Genomic DNA, 17,541 nt, shown 5'->3' on the forward strand with positions numbered 1-17,541 from the left:
AGCCTTAAAAGCTCCTTTGCCGCTAAAAATGCAGGTTTAAGCCCCGAAGTTACGATTGCTCCTAAAATCGACTTCATCAGAAGACAATATCAGCCCCCAGCTGTATCCAGCCTGTTCAGATGAGCACACGGAAGCTGCAACTGAGCATACGCTAAACCCGGCCTGTTCCATGGTTCCGCATGGACTGGATTCCCGCCTGCGCGGGAATGACGCCCCACGGAGAGGGGAGTTCTTCCTCCCTGCCCTGGATTCCGGTCTGTGCGGGGATGAGAGGGAGATTGCCTTCACAGCTGCTCAAGGGAGGCTCCGGTTCGTGAGTTCCCCCTTGTGCGGGGACAAGGGGGACAAAGCTCCTGCAGCAATGATGGGATTGAGCGATCAGGAGCCCACCCCCTATGTCAGGATCTCTCAGCAGGAACGGTGGGCCTCTCGGTCTGCCTGAGTGCCCACAACCGGGGTGTCGCGCTCTGCCGCGCTCCTCCCGGCCAGCCAACCCGTGGAAAAGGCGGCCTGGAGGTTATAGCCGCCGGTGTCGGCCTGGAGATCGAGGAGCTCGCCAACCACATAGAGGCCTGCCACCTTTTTCGAACCCATGGTCCGGGGATCGATCTCCCGGGTGTCCACCCCGCCGGCGGTGACAATGGCCTCGGCCAGGGGTCTGGGCCGGCGGACATCCAGGCGGAAATCCTTGAGCCAGCTGCGAAGGCGTCGTCGCTGTTTGGCAGAGATGGTGAAACCCAGCTGATCTGCGGCAAGCCCTGTTTTTTTGAGGCAGACCGGTACCAGCTCCCTGGGGAGCAGCCCCCGCAACAGACTCTGCAGCTCCTCCTTGCCTCGCCCGGCGATATCTCGCTGGAGCCGGGCCTCCAGCTTCTGCTCATCCAGGGCCGGTTTCAGGTCCAGGGAGAGGCTGACCCCATTTCCCTGGCGCAGCTCGTCCACCACCTGACCACTCAGGGTCAGGGTCACGGGCCCGCTCAACCCGAAGCTCGTGAAGAGCACCTCTCCAAATTCCTGGCGCCGCCTCTTGCCATTCACCAACAGACGCACCCCGATATTGCGCAGGTTGAGATCCGCCAGCTTGGCTGTATCCACGCCGCTGGTCTCCAGGGGAACCAGGGCCTGGCGGGGGGCGATGATGGTATGGCCCACCGCCTCCAGGAGATGGTAGCCGTCACCACTGGAACCGGTGCGAGGGTAGGAAGCACCGCCCGTGGCCACCACCACAGCATCGCATTCCAATTCCTTGCCCTGGGAACGCACCCCGACCACCCGGCCATCCCTGAGCACCAAGCCATCCACCGGCTGTGCGGTCTGGATCCTGGCCCCGCAGGCCGTGCACCAGCTCCGGAGCTGCTCCGCCACCTCGGTTGCCTTACCACTGGCCGGAAAGACCCGCCCTCCCCGCTCGGTAACCAGCTCCAAACCAAGTTCCTCAAAAAAAGCCATCAACTCCTCACTGAAAAAGCGGGCAAAGGCCTGGCGCAGGAACCGCCCTGAGGGACCGAAGCGGTTGATAAAGTCCCTCACCTCGGCCACATTGGTGAGGTTGCAGCGGCCCTTGCCGGTGATCCGCAGCTTGAGCCCGGTACGCTTCATCTTTTCCAGAACCAGGGTCTCGGCCCCGGCAGCAGCTGCCTGACCGGCAGCCATCAGGCCGGCCGGACCGCCGCCTATCACTATCACTTTACGTCCTTGCATGGTCTTCTGATCCACTCCCCTGGTTATAAAAAATATGGCTATATCCGAATTTCCCAAAAGGGCTTAACAGGTACCCTTCCCAGACAACATGGTTGGGAGGTAAGGTCGCCTGTTCAAAGATTCAGAAACTCCTGAACATTTTTTTGTTCCAGACATGCCGCAGTTAATTAATCCCTGCTCAGGCCGGTATAGAGTGTACCCTTCGCTCTGCTCGCTAAGATGGAGACGCTGGGGGTACGTCACGCTTCCTCCAAAACTGGATTCCCGCCTGCGCGGGAATGACGACTACAAAAACACCAAGTAGGTTGCCAGCAGCCTGGACTATCGCCTGCGCGGCAATGACAGCCAAAAAGCGAATGACTGAAAGGCCCCCCTCGCTGCTCAGGACCTTGGGAGATTCGGATAGAACCAAAAAATGCCGCCCACAGCAGGCCAGCTCCCTATACCATGTCTCCTCGGTCCTGTCTCCCGCCGTAAGCAGCAGAGATGCGAGCTTTTCCGAGCCGACTGTTCCATGGCTGCTTGACAGCCGGAGAGAGCAGACTTAAATGTGCATATGCACATTAATATTCTCTTCCCTCCAGCCTCATGGGATGTGGTGACCCCGCTCCCCCGGCTGGCAGAGGGAAAACCTGCTCACAAGGAGACCCCATGTGGCGCCTACTCAAACTCCTCCACGCTCAGCTGATCATTGCCATTCCCCTGATGTTGGCGGCCGGCTTCCTGGTCGGCTCCCTGGCCGGCTCTGCCAGGGTAGCCCCGCTCAAGGCCCTGATCATGCCCCTGACCTTCCTGATGGTCTACCCGATGATGGTCACCCTCAACGTCAATCACCTGCTCCAGGGCTTGAAAAACGTCCGCCTGCAACTCATCAGCCAGCTGATCAACTTTGGGCTGATCCCCTTTATCGCCTATGGCCTGGGCCTGATCTTTTTTCAGGACCAGCCCTACCTGGCCCTGGGCCTGCTGCTGGCCGCCCTGCTGCCCACCAGCGGCATGACCATCTCCTGGACCGGTTTTGCCCACGGTAATACCGGGGCTGCGATCAACATGACCATCATCGGCCTGACCCTGGGCTCCCTGGCCACCCCCTTCTACGTGCTGGCCCTCCTGGGCACCGAGGTGAGCGTCAACATCTCCATGGTGCTGCAACAGATCCTCTTGATCGTCTTCGTTCCCATGATCCTGGGGATACTCACCCGCCAGTACCTCTTGAAGAGATTCTCCCCAGCCACCTTTAAGCAGGAAATCGCCCCCCGCTTCCCCACCCTCTCCACCGTCGGGGTGCTGGGCATCGTCTTTGTGGCCATGGCCCTCAAGGCCGGCACCATCCTCAGCGACCCCTCCCTGCTGCTCCGGATCCTGCTGCCCCTGGTGCTGATCTACCTGCTCAACTTCTCGCTCTCCACCCTGGTCGGCAAGCTGCTGTTCAACCGCGGCGACGCCATCGCCCTGGTCTATGGCACGGTGATGCGCAACCTCTCCATTGCCCTGGCCATTGCCATCAACGCCTTTGGTGAGGCCGGCGCCAACGCGGCCCTGGTGATCGCGGTCTCCTACGTCATCCAGGTCCAGTCTGCCGCCTGGTATGTCAGGTTCACCGATACCCTCTTCGGCCCCTTGAGCGACCAGCTCCAGGGCTGAACTCGAGGCTGAACTCGGGGGTGGAACTGAAGACCGATCTCCAGGCAGATGGGACTGCCGAGAGCGGCCGGCGGCAGCAGGGATTATGCGAACATACTTTATCGGTCACAACTATAAACTTCTCTTTCCATCCGGCCTGTGTTGCTGCTAACATAGTGGAGTCTGACTGTTCATCGCTGAACCGGCACCGCAACCGACACCGCAACCACCACAGTAACCGGTACAACGCTCACCTTAAGGAGGATCCCATGTTCCAGCAGCAAGCCAAAAGCATCGTACCCCTTCTCACCCTGGTCGCCCTGATCGCCCTGGCCGCGCCTGTCCTGGCCGTGGACTACGGCTCCATGTCCACCGAGGAGCTGCACCGGCTCCGGGGCAGCCTTCGCCAGGCTCCGGCACAGCAGCAGGAGGCCTTCCGTGCAGCCTGGCAAGAGCGGGTCAGGACAATGACGCCCCAGGAGCAGAGCCGTTACCTGGGGCCGGCGAATCGTCCTGCCGCTGTCGGTAAAAAGGGCCCGGGACAGGGGCAGGGGCGCGGCCAAGGACGCGGTCAGGGCCAGGGAGCGAAGCGTTCCGGTCAACGACCCTAATCCTGCAACCAGGGAGCAACCATGACACTGGTCACAGCCAGACAGCTGAACAAGACCTACCTCAGCGGCGAGATCCCGGTCCACGCCATCGTCGATGCCGACTTCACCATCGCCTCGGCCTCCTTTGTCTCCTTTGTGGGTCCCTCGGGCAGCGGCAAGTCCACCCTGCTCAACATGATCGGTTGTCTGGATCCGCCCAGCAGCGGGAGCCTCGAGGTGGCTGGCCAGGATCTCACCACCCTCGGCTCCAGGGAGGCGGCTCGATTTCGCGGCAAACAGATCGGCTTTATCTTCCAGGACTTCAACCTGATCCCGGTGTTGACGGTCTTTGAAAATATCGAGTACCCCCTGCAGATGGTTCAGAACTGGCCCAGGGCAGAGCGCCGACAACAGGTAGAGGCCCTGCTGGCGGCGGTGGACATGGCTGACCAGGCCGGGAAGTTCCCCCACCAGATCTCCGGCGGACAGAAACAGCGGGTGGCCATTGCCAGGGCCCTGGTCAGCCGGCCGCAGCTGGTCCTGGCCGACGAGCCCACCGCCAACCTGGACCGGGAGACCGCCCTGAAGATCATCACCCTGATGAAGAGCATGCGCGACGACTCAGGTACCAGCTTTATCTTTTCCACCCATGACCCCAAGATCGTCGACAATGCCGAGACCATCTACACCTTGGAAGACGGCCGGGTCAAGACAGCGCACAGGGAGGCCAAGGATGCGTAATATCATAAAGATAGCCACCCGCAACCTGCTGCGCTACCGCCGCCGCACCATCCTGACCTCCATCCTGATCACCCTGGGGGTGGTGGCGGTGCTGCTCTTTATCTCGGTCTCCGGCTCCTTCAAGTCGATGATGATCTCCCAGATCACCGACTCCATGATCGGTCACCTCCAGATCCATCGTCAGGGCTACCTGGCCTCCATGGACAGTCTGCCGCTCAACCGTAACCTCAAGCCCGGACAGCTGGCCCGGGTGGAGCAGGCCCTGAAAAAGCTGCCCGAGGTGGCCGCCTTTTCGCCCCGGATCAAGCTGGGGGCCATGTTCAGCAACTACGCAGAGACCACCAACATCCGCCTCAACGGGGTGGACCCGGAGAGAGAAGCGGCCACCGTGCCCATGCTGATGAAGCGGATCATTGCAGGCCAAGGGGAAGGCTTGTTGGCAGCGGGTGAGATCCTGGTGCCGGAGCTGATTGCCCGGGGGATGAAGGTGAAGGTGGGCGACGGTATCGTGCTGGTGGCCACCAACAGGGATGGCTCGGTCAATGGTCAGGCCTTCACCGTCCGGGGGATCCTGGAGGGGATCTCCGGGCCTGGCGGCCGGGATGGCTTCATCCACCTCAACGACGCCCGCAGCCTGCTCCGCCTCCAGGACATGGAGGTCAGTGAGATCGCCGTCCGCCTCCACAGCATGGCCCAGCTGGAGGCGGTGACCCAACAGCTCCGCTCCACCCTGGGCAGCCAGCGAAACCAGCAGGACCAACCGCTCTTTGCCGTCCATACCTGGGAAAAACTGACCCCGTTTTTCAATATTGCCCGGATGATCGACCTGATGACCCTGTTCATCAAGATCATGCTGGTGGCCATTGTCCTGGTCTCGATCATGAATGTGATGGTGATGGCGGTCTACGAGCGGATCAACGAGATCGGCACCATCGCGGCCATAGGTACCAGCCCTGCCAGGATCCTCTGGCTCTTCCTCTGCGAAGGCTTGCTCCTGGGGCTGCTGGGTACGACCATCGGCGTGGTGGTCAGTCTGCTCTCGATCCGGGGAATGGCTGCGGCTGAGCTCAGCTTTGATTTCGGTCGGCAGAAGGGGTTGCTGCTCCAGCCGAGCATCGCCCTCTCCGATATCGTCACCGTCAGCCTGATCGTGATCGCCATCGCCGTGATCGGTAGCCTCCAGCCGGCCATCAAGGCCTCCAGGATGGACCCCATCACGGCCCTGCGCCATGTCTGAGTCGAGCCCACGGTGCGCCGCCGCTACAACGCCATCCCCCCTACTCTTCTCCCGAGGAACTCATCGATGAACGACTCGCCCAATCGCCTGCTCCGTCCGCTGCTGCTCCCCCTCTGCGCCCTGCTGCTCATGGTTCCGGCCACGGCCCTGGCCCTGGACGGTGAGCAGATCCTGGCCCAGGTCGACCGCAACCTCCAGCCCCGGAGCTACGAGATGTACCGCAAGCTGATCAATCTGGAGCCCGACGGCAGCCGCCGGGAATTTGTGCTCTACACCCTGAAGAAGGGCGAGGACAAGATGGTGGCCCTCTTTCTGGCCCCGGCCAGCGAAAAGGGACGCGCCACCCTCAGGCTGGGAGAAAACATCTGGCTCTATATCCCCAAGGTGGGTAGGCCCATCCGGATAACCTCCCTGCAGTCGGTGATCGGCGGGGTCTTTAATAACGCGGATATCCTCCGCCTGGATTTCAGCAGCGAGTACCGGGTCGAGCAGCTCAGGGAAGAAGACGCGCACTACCTGCTGACCCTCAAGGCCCGGACCACGGCCGTGGCCTACGACAGTCTGATCATGGAGGTGGAAAAAAAGCGGCTCCTGCCCACCACCATTGCCTGCCACGCGGCCAGCGGCATGCTGATCAAGACCCTGCGCTACAGCGAGATCAAGGATTTCGGCGGAGGTCTGGTCCGCCCGGCCCGGCTGGAGACCGACAGCCCCCTGCACAAGGGCTATCGCTCCATCATGCTCTTTGCCAGGCTCAGGAACAGGAGCGTCAGCGATGAGGTCTTCTCCCTAAACGGCTTTGCCAAGGTAGATGAACTCAGGTAGGGAACCGGTCCGGGATTCTTGCACCCCCAGCCGCTCACCGGGCAGAGCTTGCCCTGCCGTCCTGCGTGCGGCCAGGCGGGCGGCCCTGGCATGTATGACGGCCCTGGCGTGTCTGGCGGCCACGGCAGGCGATGACTTCAGCTTTGAGCCGGAGGAGTTTGCCAAATCGCCACTGACCACGGGCGGCTACCTGGAGGCCAGCTGGGAGCACCTGGATCTCAATCAGGACTCGGCCCTGAGCAGGCTCAGACAGGACCAGGATCTCCCCGCTTCCAGGGACCGCCTGGCGGGCGCAGTCCAGTTGGACGGCTCCTACCTCAAGGGGATCGCCGGCCTCCACTGGCTGCTCAAGGCCGCAGGCCAGCTGGATGATCAGGGCTGGCTGGACCACGCCGATATCTTTGCCTCCTACCTGAGCCTCAGCCCCGGCCCCCAGCTGGAGCTGAGCCTGGGCAAGCAGAGCTATCGCTGGGGTAAGGGCTATGCCTGGAATCCGGTGGGCTTTCTCAACCGCAGCAAGGACCCCAACAACCCGGAGGAGACCCTGGAGGGCTATCTCACGGCCGAGGCCGAATGGATCAGGAGCAGCTCGGCCCTGGTGGAGAATATCGCCCTGACCGGGGTGGTGCTGCCGGTCTGGCAGGGGGTGAACGAGGAGTTCGGCCGCCGGGATCAGCTCAAGCTGGCGGCCAAGCTCTACCTGCTGTTTAGGGATACCGATATCGACCTGCTCTGGTACAGCGGCTCCGACGGCTCCAGCGGCTCCAACCGTTCCAGCAGCTTCGGCCTGGATTTTTCCCGAAACATCACCACCAACTTCGAACTCCACGGGGAGTTGGCCCACTCCCCCGGGCGGGAAAGAATCATCCTGGAGGCCGACAGCACCACCGCCACGGCCAGGGAGTCGCTGACCTCCTGGCTGCTGGGGCTGCGCTACCTCAACCGCTGGAACCTGACCACCATCCTGGAGTACTATCACAACGGCAGCGGCTACTCGACAGAGGAGCTGGACCGCTTCTATCAGCTGGGAGCAGAGGCGGAGCAGGCCCTCTCCCGGGAGCAGAGGGAGCAGCTCCTCAACCAGGCCAGAAAACTCAGCCTCCAGGGCTATGGCCGGCCCAATCCGGGACGAGACTACCTCTACGCCCGCTTCAGCCTCAGGGAGCCGGGGGAGATCCTCTACTTCACCCCTGCCCTGACCACCATCATCAACCTGGAAGACCGGAGCTGCTCCCTGACCCCGGAGCTCCTCTATACCGGCTTGAGCAACTGGGAGATCCGGCTGCGTTTTGCCCTGCTCCTGGGCAGCAGCCAGAGCGAATTCGGAGAAAAACTGAACAGCAACAGGCTGGAACTGCGGTTGCGCGCATTCTTCTGAGCCGAACGGCCAGGTTCAACCGCCCTGCTCCCCCTGGTGAGGGGGAGCCAGGGGCAGACCAAAACGATCCTGGCCCAGGAGATGGATGGCATCGCCTCCAAAGAGATCGAGAAAGCTGCTGTCTGCCAAGGTACAGCGAAATCCCCGGCAGACCCGGGGTCGGTGGTGATAGATCCTGCAGACGTAGCGCTCATTACGCCGCTCCAGGAAGACGCAGCCCTGGTCATCGGGATGGATCATGAACAGACGCCCCCGGGCCCTGGCCGCCTCCACCAGCTCCTCCATGCTCTGCTCACGCAGTTCATTGAGGCCGATATCCACGCCCACATGGCCTCCCATCTTCTTGATAAACTCCACCTCATCCGGGTGAAGGGCAATCTTGCGAAAGGAGCGGCAGCAGGTGCCGCACTGGCGGCACTCGGCAAAGAGGGTCCGCAGTTCAGCCTGCTCAGGTGAGGTCTTGGCGATCACAGCTTGCTCCCTGGGGTAAAAGTGGTACAGGCCCTGGCTTCATCCCCCTGGCTCAACTCAGGAGGTCACAGGGTCCAGTAGTGGTGGAGGGGATGGTCTGCCAGCACCCGGGCAGCCCGCTGGGAATAGACGAAGCCAGGCCTGGCAGCCACCGGCTCCAGGAGGGCGTCAACGGTGGCCAGGACCGAACGCTCCAGCGACTCGGGATTATAGCCCCCTTCCAGAACAAAGAGCAGCCGGTTCTCACAGACCTCACGGGCCAGGACCTTCAAGAGGGTGGTGATGATCCCGTACCATTGGGTTGAGAGCAGCGTCTTGCTGATGGACTCCTCCTGATGGCCGTCATAGCCGGCAGAGACCAGGATCATCTGGGGCAGATACTGTTCCGCCACCGTACCCAAGACCTGTCCCAGCAGAAAGGAATATTCCTGATCGCCGAACTGGCCGAACACCGGCAGGTTGATGGTATAGCCCCGGCCCTGCTCGCTGCCCACCTCGTCGAAGGAGCCGCTAAAGGGAAAGAGACGTTCCTGGTGGATGGACAGGACCAGGACCTGGTCGCTGTCATAAAAAATCGACTGGGTGCCGTTGCAGTGATGAACATCGAAGTCAACGATCAGCAGCCGCTGCAGGCCGTAGACCCGACAGAGGTACTCGGCCACGATGGCCACATTATTCAACACACAGAAGCCCATGCCCCTGCCCGCCTCGGCATGATGCCCTGGCGGTCGGATCAGGGCAAAGCCGTAATCAAGCTCTCCGGAGAGAATGCGGTCGCTCAGCTCCAGACAGCCGCCTGCGGCCAGATGGGCGGTATAGAGGCTCTGCTCCATCAGGTAGGTATCCTGATCATAGGAGTAGGGATCAGCCAGGTTCAGATGCTCCCGCAGCTGATCGAGATAGAAGTCGGAATGTACCGCCGCCACCTCCGAGGCCGTAGCCTCTCTGGGGGTAACAAGGCGCAGCTTCGAGGCATAGGGTGCGGCCTCCAGGACGGTATAGAGCGATTTGACCCGGTCGGCATTCTCCGGGGAAGGACGGTTGATCTTGTGCTGAAAGTACCTGCGGTCAAGCAGGATTCCCGGAGGTTTAGCCATGGACATAGTGGTAGCTCAGCTCCTCGGCAAAATGATCCTGGTCCAAGCGGTAGAGATGGCCGGTCCGCTCGACCTGGTGATCGAGATAGCCCAGGGAATCGATGAGTTCAAAGCCGAGTTTTTTCAGACATCGTTGCTGGGCTGTGTTGTTGATATCAGTATACATCTCGATGGCACGCACGCCCAGGCGGTTAAAGAGAAAGGTGACCATGATCCGCTGGGCCTCGGTGCCATAGCCCTTGGCGCGCTCTCCGGCCACCGCTATCTTCACGGCCATGACAGCGGTCTCCCGCGCCTCGGCCCGCAGCCAGTAGTGCAGGGTACCGATGGCTGCGCCATCTTTCAGCTCGATCACAAAGGTCTTGCTCTGACCGTTCCAGAGGATCCCTGAGCGCAGTTGATGCGCCAGCTGCTCCAGAGAGAGCCGCTCAGGGGTAAGATAGTCACCATAGGCAAGCCCTTGGTTGCTCCAGGAGGCCAGCTGCTCCAAATCCCTCTCCTCGACACGCCTGAGCTGCAGCCGTAACGAGAAAATACGATCACCAAACAGGGTCATGATTGCTCTCCCCTATTTCAAGGTACCCTCAAGGGCGACGGCAGGATCCGCCCCTGCCGCCGCCTGTTTACAGCTACTGGCACATGTTGTTGACGGCACGCTGCAGGGTCCTGCTGGACTCCATCAGCCGTTCCAGAGCCTGCTCGGTATCGCCCACCGAAGACTCCACCCCCTTGACGGTCTGCTCATTCTCCCCCGAAGAGCTGACCACGTTCTGGATGCCGTCCATGACATGCTGACCATGACCGGCAAGCTGACCGGCCCGGTCCTTGACCTCGTCCACCGAGCCTGAGATCGTCAGGATACCGTCTGAGATCTGATCCATGGCATCCAGGGCGGTGTTGATCACCTTGGAGCCGTCATCCAGCATCTTCATCCCCTCCTGCATGGCGTTGATGGTCTGGCGGGAATCATTCTCCACCATCTTGACGATGTTGGAGATGTCCACTGCGGATTTTGAGCTGTTCTCCGCCAGCTTGCGGACCTCATCGGCAACCACTGCAAAGCCGCGGCCCGCATCCCCGGCCCTGGCAGCTTCGATGGCGGCGTTAAAGGCCAGGAGGTTGGTCTGGGAGGCGATCTCCTTGATGATATCGACAAAGCCGCCGATCTTTTCCACCTGGGTGACCAGGGTGGAGACCATGGTATTATTCTCTTCCATGGACTTGTTGATCTCCTGCATCTTGCCGCCGGCCTCGGCTCCCGCCTTACGGCCGTTTTCCGCCTCCCTGGACATATCCGTGGCCAGCTGATTGACCTTCTCGGTCATGGACAGCATCTTGTTGGAGGAGGACAACATCTTGTTGACGGTCTGTTCCGACTGGGCAAGCTCAACCACCTCACGACCCAGGGTCTCACCCATGACCCCCATGTTGGCGGAGACCAGGGCCATCTGCTGCTGTGAGTCTGCAACCAGCTGGGCCACCTCTTCACTGGCCTGACTGACCAGTCGCTCCACCCCGACCTCACTGGTCACGTCCAGGGCAAACTCAAGGGCCCCCTTGATGTTGCCCTTGGCATCCTTGATCGGGGCACCGGTATACTTGATGGGAATCTCCTTGCCCCCCACCTGGGCCACGGTCTTGGCCATCACCACCTGATCGGTCTTCATGGCCAGGCCACAGGCACATTCTGCGGTGTTGCAGTGGCTGGTGTTGAACAGGGAGTAGCACTTACGGCCGATCACCTCGTCGGTGGAGAGGTTGAGCAGACCGGCACCGGCCGGATTTATATAGGTGATGGTGAAGTCGGTATCAATGGAGAAGATCGGGGTGGGGATGGCATTGAGGTTCTCGATCTTCTCATTGGCCTCCTGACGCTGTTTGGCCTCATCGGTGATATCCAGGATAAATTCCAGGGCGCCGGTGATGTTGCCCTTGGCATCCTTGATCGGGGCGCCGGTGTACTTGACAGGAACAATCAAACCATCCCTGGGACGGGCGATGGTCTCCTCGGAGACCACGCTGTCAGACTCCATGGCCCGCCGACAGGCACACTTGCCGGTCTGGCAGTGGGGGGTCTTGAGGAGGTCGTAGCACTTCTTGCCAATGGCCTCGTCCGGGCTCAGCCCGACCGTCTCTCCACCTGCCGGATTGATGTAGGTGATGGTGTAGTCGGTGTCGATGGAGAGGATCGGGGTGGGGATGGCGTTGAGGTTTTCTATCTTGGCATTGGCATCGTGGCGCTGTTTGGCCTCCTCGGTAATATCCAGGATAAACTCCAGGGCGCCCTTGATATTGCCCTTGGCATCCTTGATCGGGGCACCGGTATACTTGATCGGAACAATCACGCCGTCCCGGGGCCGGGCAATGGTCTCCTCGGAGACCACCCTGTCCCCCTGCATGGCCTGCTGGCAGGCACAGCGTTTGGTCTGACAGTGGGCAGTGCGAAAGACCTCGTAACACTTCCGGCCCACCACCTCATCCGGGGTCAGGTCGACCACCGCCGCCCCGGCAGGATTCATATAGGTCACCGTATAGTCGGTATCGATGGCCATGATCGGGGTGGGAATCACATTGAGGTTCTCGATCTTTTCATCGGCCAGCTGCTGCTGCTTGACCTCTTCGGTCACGTCCAGGATATACTCCAGGGCGCCCTTGATGTTGCCCTTGGCATCCTTGATCGGGGCGCCGGTATACTTGATCGGGACGATCACCCCGTCCTGGGGGCGGGCGATGGTCTGTTCGGTGACCACGGCGTCGGTTCGCATGGCCCGGGCGCAGCCACAGCGCTCGGTCTGGCAGTGGGGCGTCTTGAAGAGATCATAGCACTTCCTGCCAATGGCCTCGTCCGGAGTGAGGCCGGCTATGGCGGCACCTGCCCCGTTCATATAGGTGATGGCAAACTCGGTATCTATGGCCATGATCGGAGTGGGAATGGTGTTCAGATTTTCAATCTTCTCCTGGGCAAGCTGCTGCTGCTTCGCCTCCTCGGTCACGTCCAGGATATACTCCAGGGCGCCGACGATATTGCCCTTGGCATCCTTGACCGGGGCGCCGGTATACTTGATGGGCACAATCACCCCATCCCTGGGCCGGGCAATGGTATGTTCGGTGATGACGGAATCGGTCTTCATGGCCCGGCTGCAGGCGCAGCGCTCGGTCTTGCAGTGGGGGGTCTTAAAGAGATCGTAACATTTTCTGCCCAGGGCCTCGTCCGGGGTGAGGCCGGCGACGGCAGCACCGGCTGGGTTCAGATAGGTGATGAAAAACTTGTCATCGATCTCCATGATCGGGGTGGGGATGACGTTAAGGTCGGTTTCCAACTGCCTCAGCTTGGCCTCGACCCCCTTGATGTCGCTGATATCGGTCAGGGTGACCAGGCTCGACGGGGTCGGGCCATCGATCATCCTGGCCACGGACTGAAAGAAACGGATCCCGTTCTCGGAGTGTTGCACGGCTTCACTGGTAACAGGCCTGTTCAGCCGCCTGGTTTTTTCCACTGCGCAGTCCTTGGTCCCGCAGAGATGGAGGCTGCAGACCTCTTCGCAGGCCATCTTGTTGATGACCTCTGCAGGGCTTGTGTTGAAGGTCGTAAAAAAGGGTTCATTGGCCCAGGTGATGACCAGCTGCTCATCGACAATAAAGCCGGGCTCCACCAAAAGGTCCAGGTAGGATATGGTATTTCCGCTCTTGCCTTCTACTGTTGCTCCCATCTCTTCCTCCGTTCTGCCGTTACATAGGAATGTTTCTCCAGGTGCACTCTTCAGGTCGATGCCAGGGTGGGCTCGGCCGGTTCTTCCCCCTGTCGACAGACCTCCTCCTGCTCCGCATTCTCCGGGACGATTCCCAGATGGTTGCGGACAATATTCTTCACGTTCAGCACCAGCACGTGTTCCATCAGGTCTTCTTCGTTGATAAACTCGATCAAGCGGTCCAGGGTATCCTTCTTCTCCTGCAACTCCGGGCGGAGTGAGGGGGTGGCGTGATACTGCTCCTGTTTAAAGATGGTGACAATCTCATCCACCAGCAGGGCAACCTTTCCCGACTCTGCCCCGGCGATGACCAGCTTGCAGGAGTCACCGTGGCTCCGCTCGCCATGGATCGGATAGAACCGGCGCAGATCCATCACCGGCACAATGGTGCCGCGCAGGTTGATGATCCCGCAGATCATCTCACCGGCGGAGTCGGTGTTCAGGTAGGCGTCGGTATCCAGGATCTCCTGCACGTCTCTGAGTTCTATGGCGTAATGTTTGCCGATGGTGAAGATCAGATAACTGTTCTGGGTAATGATATGCCGCGCCGCCCTGCTGATTGCCTGGGGCTCCTCTTGATCTTCGTTGCGGATCTGCCCCATGGCCTTGATCTTATCCAGCTGCGGTTCGATGAGTTCAGGAATATGGAGCAGGATGATATCCTGATCACTCCCCTCTCTGCAGACCCCGGCAAGGAAGGAGAGGTGATCACCGGGAATGGGCAGGATCTCATCTTCTCCGACCATCAGGATCTTATGGACCCCATCCACGATCATGCCGAAAACGGTCTCTTGGGCGCGCATCACCAGGATCCTGGTCTGGCTGTCGGGAACAAAAGGGGTGTTCCGCTCCCTGCGTAAGATGGCCGCGCTGTTGAGTACAGGGATGGTATGGCCCCGCAGTTGGAGCGCCCCTTCGATCTCACCCTGCCTGAACACCGGATCGAGATCGGCAAAGAAACAGATCTCCTGGGTATCTGCCGCCGAGACCCCGTAGCGTTGTCCGCAGCAGGAAAAAATCACCTGACGCTGGTAGCTCCGAATGGCGGGGACCGGGCCAGATTCCGTTTCCTCCTCCTCTGCCGCCTGAAAGGGAAAGAGCAGCTCCAGGTCCAGGAACTCCAGGGTGCGCTCACCGTTCTCCAGAGTAATCAGGTCGGTGATAACCGCCCCCTCGGCCATCAGCTCCTGAGCCAGGGGTTCTATGGCCCCTGCCTCAACCCGGAAGACGTCACGGATGTCCTCAAACAGGAGACCATACCTGCGCTCAGCCATCTGAATGACCGCCACCTTGGCATCCTGACCATACTCGCTTGCAGCCAGCTTGAGCCGCTTCTTGAGGTTGATGATGGGCAGCACCTCCTGACGGAGGGTCATATAGCCTTCCAGAAAGTCCGCACTGCTGGGTACGGCCTGGATTCTGCCGCCAAGGGAGGTCGCCTCGACCACATGATCGGCCCGGAGAGCGATCTCCAGATCGGTTGAACGATCCAGGATAAAGGATGCAATAAGTCGATCTTGATGTTTCATGCCGTTCTCCCTCTCAATGCACGGATGGATGCAGCCGCTGCCCTGGAGTCAGAGACGCTCTTCGAGCTCTCCCCCTGATCCGGGCTGCTCTCTACTTTTTCTGGCCGCGATCCGGGTGAGGACCGCGACCACATCCTGAAAGTCGCTGTCATGATAGGTGATAAAACGGGGACAGAGGGAATGCCCCAGGGCGATGGTCTCTTCCCCTGCATCCGGCAGGACCAGGATAACAAACAGCTGCTCGAGCCGTGAAGCCAGGTTGGTAAAGGCCTGCAACTCTTCCCGGTCCCGGGCCACCAGCACGATGGCCTCGGGCAGTGAGCCAGGTTCACGAAAACAGCGCATCAACCAGCTGAGCTCCCGACATTTCTCCACAGAACAGAGCGCCTCTATTGAAGGCATGTTCTGCTTGAGCCTGGTTTCCAGCTCACCGTGGTCAGAGTTGTAGAGAAGGATATCCATGGGGCGTACTCACAGGTAGACGAGATCTGGCTTGCTCCCTGCCCCTCCAAAGCAAGAATGGCGCCAGCTCTCAAGAACACCCTCTGACCGGGGGGAAGCCCCTGGGGGCACAAGATAATCAAAGAGAGCCCGGAAAGCCCCCTCCCCTCACTGGGCGGTGAAGGTGTACAGAAAAGGTGACACTGTAGCAGAAAGGGCACACCAACTGTGTACAGAGGTTTACTCGGCCTATGGGGTGGAGAGGGAGAGCTGGTACTTCTTGAGCAGTTGATAGAGGCGGGTCCGGGAGAGCCCGGAGACCCTGCCGGCTTCGCTGATATTACCCTGGGTCTGGGCCAGGAGTCTGTGGAGATAGCCCTCTTCAAAACGACTGCGGGCATCTCTCCAGGCCGGAAGTTCACCCTCCCCGGCGTCAACCTGTGGGCAGGGAGGACTCCCCTGCTCCACCCTGGAGCGGGCATAGGCGGTTCTGATATAGAGGGGAAGATGCTGGGTAAAGAGCAGGGGGGAGTGAACCGCCTCGACAAAGGAGGATTCTATGGCATGGGAAAGTTCGCGCACGTTGCCGGGCCAGGGGTAGGCGCTGAGGTGCTCGATAAAATCCGTCAGATACTCCTTTTTTTCCTGACCATACCTGCGCGACAACCGCTCCAGAAAATAATCGCTGAGCAGACGGATGTCCTGGTTCCGCTCCCTCAAGGGGGGCAGCTGGATATGGATGCCCCGAAGCCGATGGAAGAGGTCTTCTCGAAAGAGCCCCTGCTCGGTCATCGCGGCAAGATCACAGTTGGTGGCGGCAATCAAACGGAAATCGCTGGCCTGCTCCTCATAGCTGCCCACCGGGCAGAAGCAACGTTCCTGGAGGACCCGTAAAAAACTCTTCTGCATCGCCAGGGGCAGCTCCCCGATCTCATCCAGAAACAGGGTCCCCCTATCGGCATGACGGACAAGACCGCGATTGGCCCGGTCGGCACCGGTAAAGGCCCCCCTGACATGGCCGAAGAGGACGCTCTCCACCAGCTGCTCGGGCAGGGCTGCACAGTCCACCACCACAAAATTTGCCTGCTTGCGGCGACTGTTGGCGTGAACCGCCCTGGCAAAGGCCTCTTTGCCGGTCCCGGATTCACCGGACAGCAACACATTGGCATCGCTGAATGCGGCCTTACCCAGCAGCTCCAGACTCTGCAGAAAGGCGGGACTCTCCCCCACCAGCTGCTCCCGCTCCACCGCCTTCATGGTAGCCCGCTGGGAGCGCAGGGTCTGCCTGTACTGCAGGACCCTGCTCAGGGTAAGGCTGAGCTCCTCGAGGATGGCCTGTTTTTCAAGATAGCACCAGGCCCCGGAGTGAAGAGCCGACTCGGCCCCATCCGGATCTCCCTGGTCGGCGATGATAATAATCTGGGGCTCAGAGTCAAGGCCGCGAAGCTGCTCGATGGCCTCCAGGCCGTTGCCGTCGGGAAGGCAGACATCCAGCAGGATCAGGTCATAGTCACCCTGCCCGGCCCGCGCAATCCCCTGCCTCAGTGTATGGGCAGATGACGGCACCTGCCCCATGGCAGCCAGGGTATCACAGACGCTCTCTGCAAAGCGATGATCCTTATCAATAATCAGAATTGAAGCCATTGTCTTTCCTTGGTGACGGTGAGGGAACAGGCCCAGGGCGGAACAATGCTGCTTACTTCATGAAATGATAGAAAAATTGTAGCTGAGGACAGATTCATTGTCAACGCCGGATCATCTTTTTTCCGGGACCCGGTTTTTCAGCGGGACCAGTTTGGCAGAGCGCCCCTCTCCGGCTTCCTCGCCGCCGGCTGAGCCAGCTCACCTGCCCCTGGAGACAACGGCCTCTGCCGGGCGCACCTGGGCGCGCCCTGCTCCCCTGGCCAGAGTTTGCCCCCTGGCCCGGGATAGAGCCGCTGATCCCGCTCTTTCCCCTGCTCGCTTGCCGGCGGCCAGGGGGCAGGCCAAAACTGGGTCGTTTCCCCGGAACTCAAGTAAAACGGCAGGAGACCGCGCCCACATCCCCTTGATCTTTCATAAAGATTAGATTGTCCCTGAGCTGATAATCAGGTATATGATTCCCCAGGGGCAGGCCCTGGAGCAGCAGGCGGCCATGCCCTACCCCGCTCGACAGAACA

At 60.5% G+C, this 17,541-nt stretch carries 14 protein-coding genes; 6 read left to right on the forward strand and 8 right to left on the reverse strand.

Going from position 1 to position 17,541, the window contains the following annotated elements; genetic code table 11:
• Positions 1-408: 408 nt before the first annotated feature.
• Positions 409-1,701: a BaiN/RdsA family NAD(P)/FAD-dependent oxidoreductase gene (locus tag G494_RS23775; protein ID WP_051305792.1), complete on the reverse strand. Its 1,293-nt coding sequence runs from the start codon at positions 1,699-1,701 to the stop codon at positions 409-411.
• A 651-nt stretch (positions 1,702-2,352) separates the two neighbouring features.
• Here G494_RS23775 and G494_RS0114770 point away from each other — a divergent pair.
• From G494_RS0114770 to G494_RS0114795, 6 genes are all read left to right on the forward strand, one after another.
• Positions 2,353-3,345 (forward strand): arsenic resistance protein, encoded by a 993-nt coding sequence (locus tag G494_RS0114770; protein ID WP_028585135.1) that lies wholly within the window; start codon positions 2,353-2,355, stop codon positions 3,343-3,345.
• A 248-nt stretch (positions 3,346-3,593) separates the two neighbouring features.
• Entirely contained in the window at positions 3,594-3,935 is a 342-nt protein-coding gene (locus G494_RS0114775; RefSeq protein WP_028585136.1) for a hypothetical protein, read from the forward strand.
• 21 nt (positions 3,936-3,956) lie between these two features.
• Entirely contained in the window at positions 3,957-4,655 is a 699-nt protein-coding gene (locus G494_RS0114780; protein ID WP_028585137.1) for an ABC transporter ATP-binding protein, read from the forward strand.
• Positions 4,648-5,892 (forward strand): ABC transporter permease, encoded by a 1,245-nt coding sequence (locus G494_RS0114785; RefSeq protein WP_028585138.1) that lies wholly within the window; start codon positions 4,648-4,650, stop codon positions 5,890-5,892. The genes G494_RS0114780 and G494_RS0114785 overlap by 8 nt, the downstream gene beginning before the upstream one ends.
• 66 nt (positions 5,893-5,958) lie before the next feature.
• Positions 5,959-6,717, forward strand: coding sequence for an outer membrane lipoprotein-sorting protein (locus tag G494_RS0114790; RefSeq protein ID WP_035246905.1), 759 nt, complete (start codon positions 5,959-5,961; stop codon positions 6,715-6,717).
• Positions 6,704-8,095: a hypothetical protein gene (locus tag G494_RS0114795; protein ID WP_153305908.1), complete on the forward strand. Its 1,392-nt coding sequence runs from the start codon at positions 6,704-6,706 to the stop codon at positions 8,093-8,095. Before G494_RS0114790 ends, G494_RS0114795 begins: the two co-directional genes overlap by 14 nt.
• Before the next feature lie 15 nt (positions 8,096-8,110).
• Here the strand turns inward: G494_RS0114795 and G494_RS0114800 are convergent, their stop codons facing one another.
• From G494_RS0114800 to G494_RS0114830, 7 genes are all read right to left on the reverse strand, one after another.
• Positions 8,111-8,566 carry a YkgJ family cysteine cluster protein gene (locus G494_RS0114800; RefSeq protein ID WP_028585141.1) on the reverse strand — a complete coding sequence of 152 codons (456 nt, stop codon included), beginning with the start codon at positions 8,564-8,566 and terminating at the stop codon, positions 8,111-8,113.
• A gap of 65 nt (positions 8,567-8,631) precedes the next feature.
• On the reverse strand, positions 8,632-9,669 hold the full coding sequence (locus tag G494_RS0114805; protein WP_232362568.1) for a histone deacetylase family protein: 1,038 nt from the start codon (positions 9,667-9,669) through the stop codon (positions 8,632-8,634).
• Positions 9,656-10,219: a GNAT family N-acetyltransferase gene (locus G494_RS25645; protein WP_051305741.1), complete on the reverse strand. Its 564-nt coding sequence runs from the start codon at positions 10,217-10,219 to the stop codon at positions 9,656-9,658. Before G494_RS25645 ends, G494_RS0114805 begins: the two co-directional genes overlap by 14 nt.
• A gap of 73 nt (positions 10,220-10,292) precedes the next feature.
• Complete coding sequence (locus G494_RS0114815) at positions 10,293-13,373, reverse strand: methyl-accepting chemotaxis protein (protein WP_028585143.1); 3,081 nt, start codon at positions 13,371-13,373, stop codon at positions 10,293-10,295.
• A 50-nt stretch (positions 13,374-13,423) separates the two neighbouring features.
• Positions 13,424-14,941 (reverse strand): chemotaxis protein CheW, encoded by a 1,518-nt coding sequence (locus G494_RS0114820; RefSeq protein ID WP_028585144.1) that lies wholly within the window; start codon positions 14,939-14,941, stop codon positions 13,424-13,426.
• A 48-nt stretch (positions 14,942-14,989) separates the two neighbouring features.
• A complete protein-coding gene (locus tag G494_RS0114825; RefSeq protein WP_028585145.1) occupies positions 14,990-15,403 on the reverse strand; it encodes a hypothetical protein in 414 nt (137 codons plus the stop codon).
• Between the two features lie 228 nt (positions 15,404-15,631).
• Complete coding sequence (locus G494_RS0114830; RefSeq protein ID WP_028585146.1) at positions 15,632-17,026, reverse strand: sigma-54-dependent transcriptional regulator; 1,395 nt, start codon at positions 17,024-17,026, stop codon at positions 15,632-15,634.
• Positions 17,027-17,541 lie beyond the last annotated feature (515 nt).

It is taken from the genome of Desulfogranum mediterraneum DSM 13871 (genome assembly GCF_000429965.1).
GTDB lineage: Bacteria > Desulfobacterota > Desulfobulbia > Desulfobulbales > Desulfobulbaceae > Desulfogranum > Desulfogranum mediterraneum.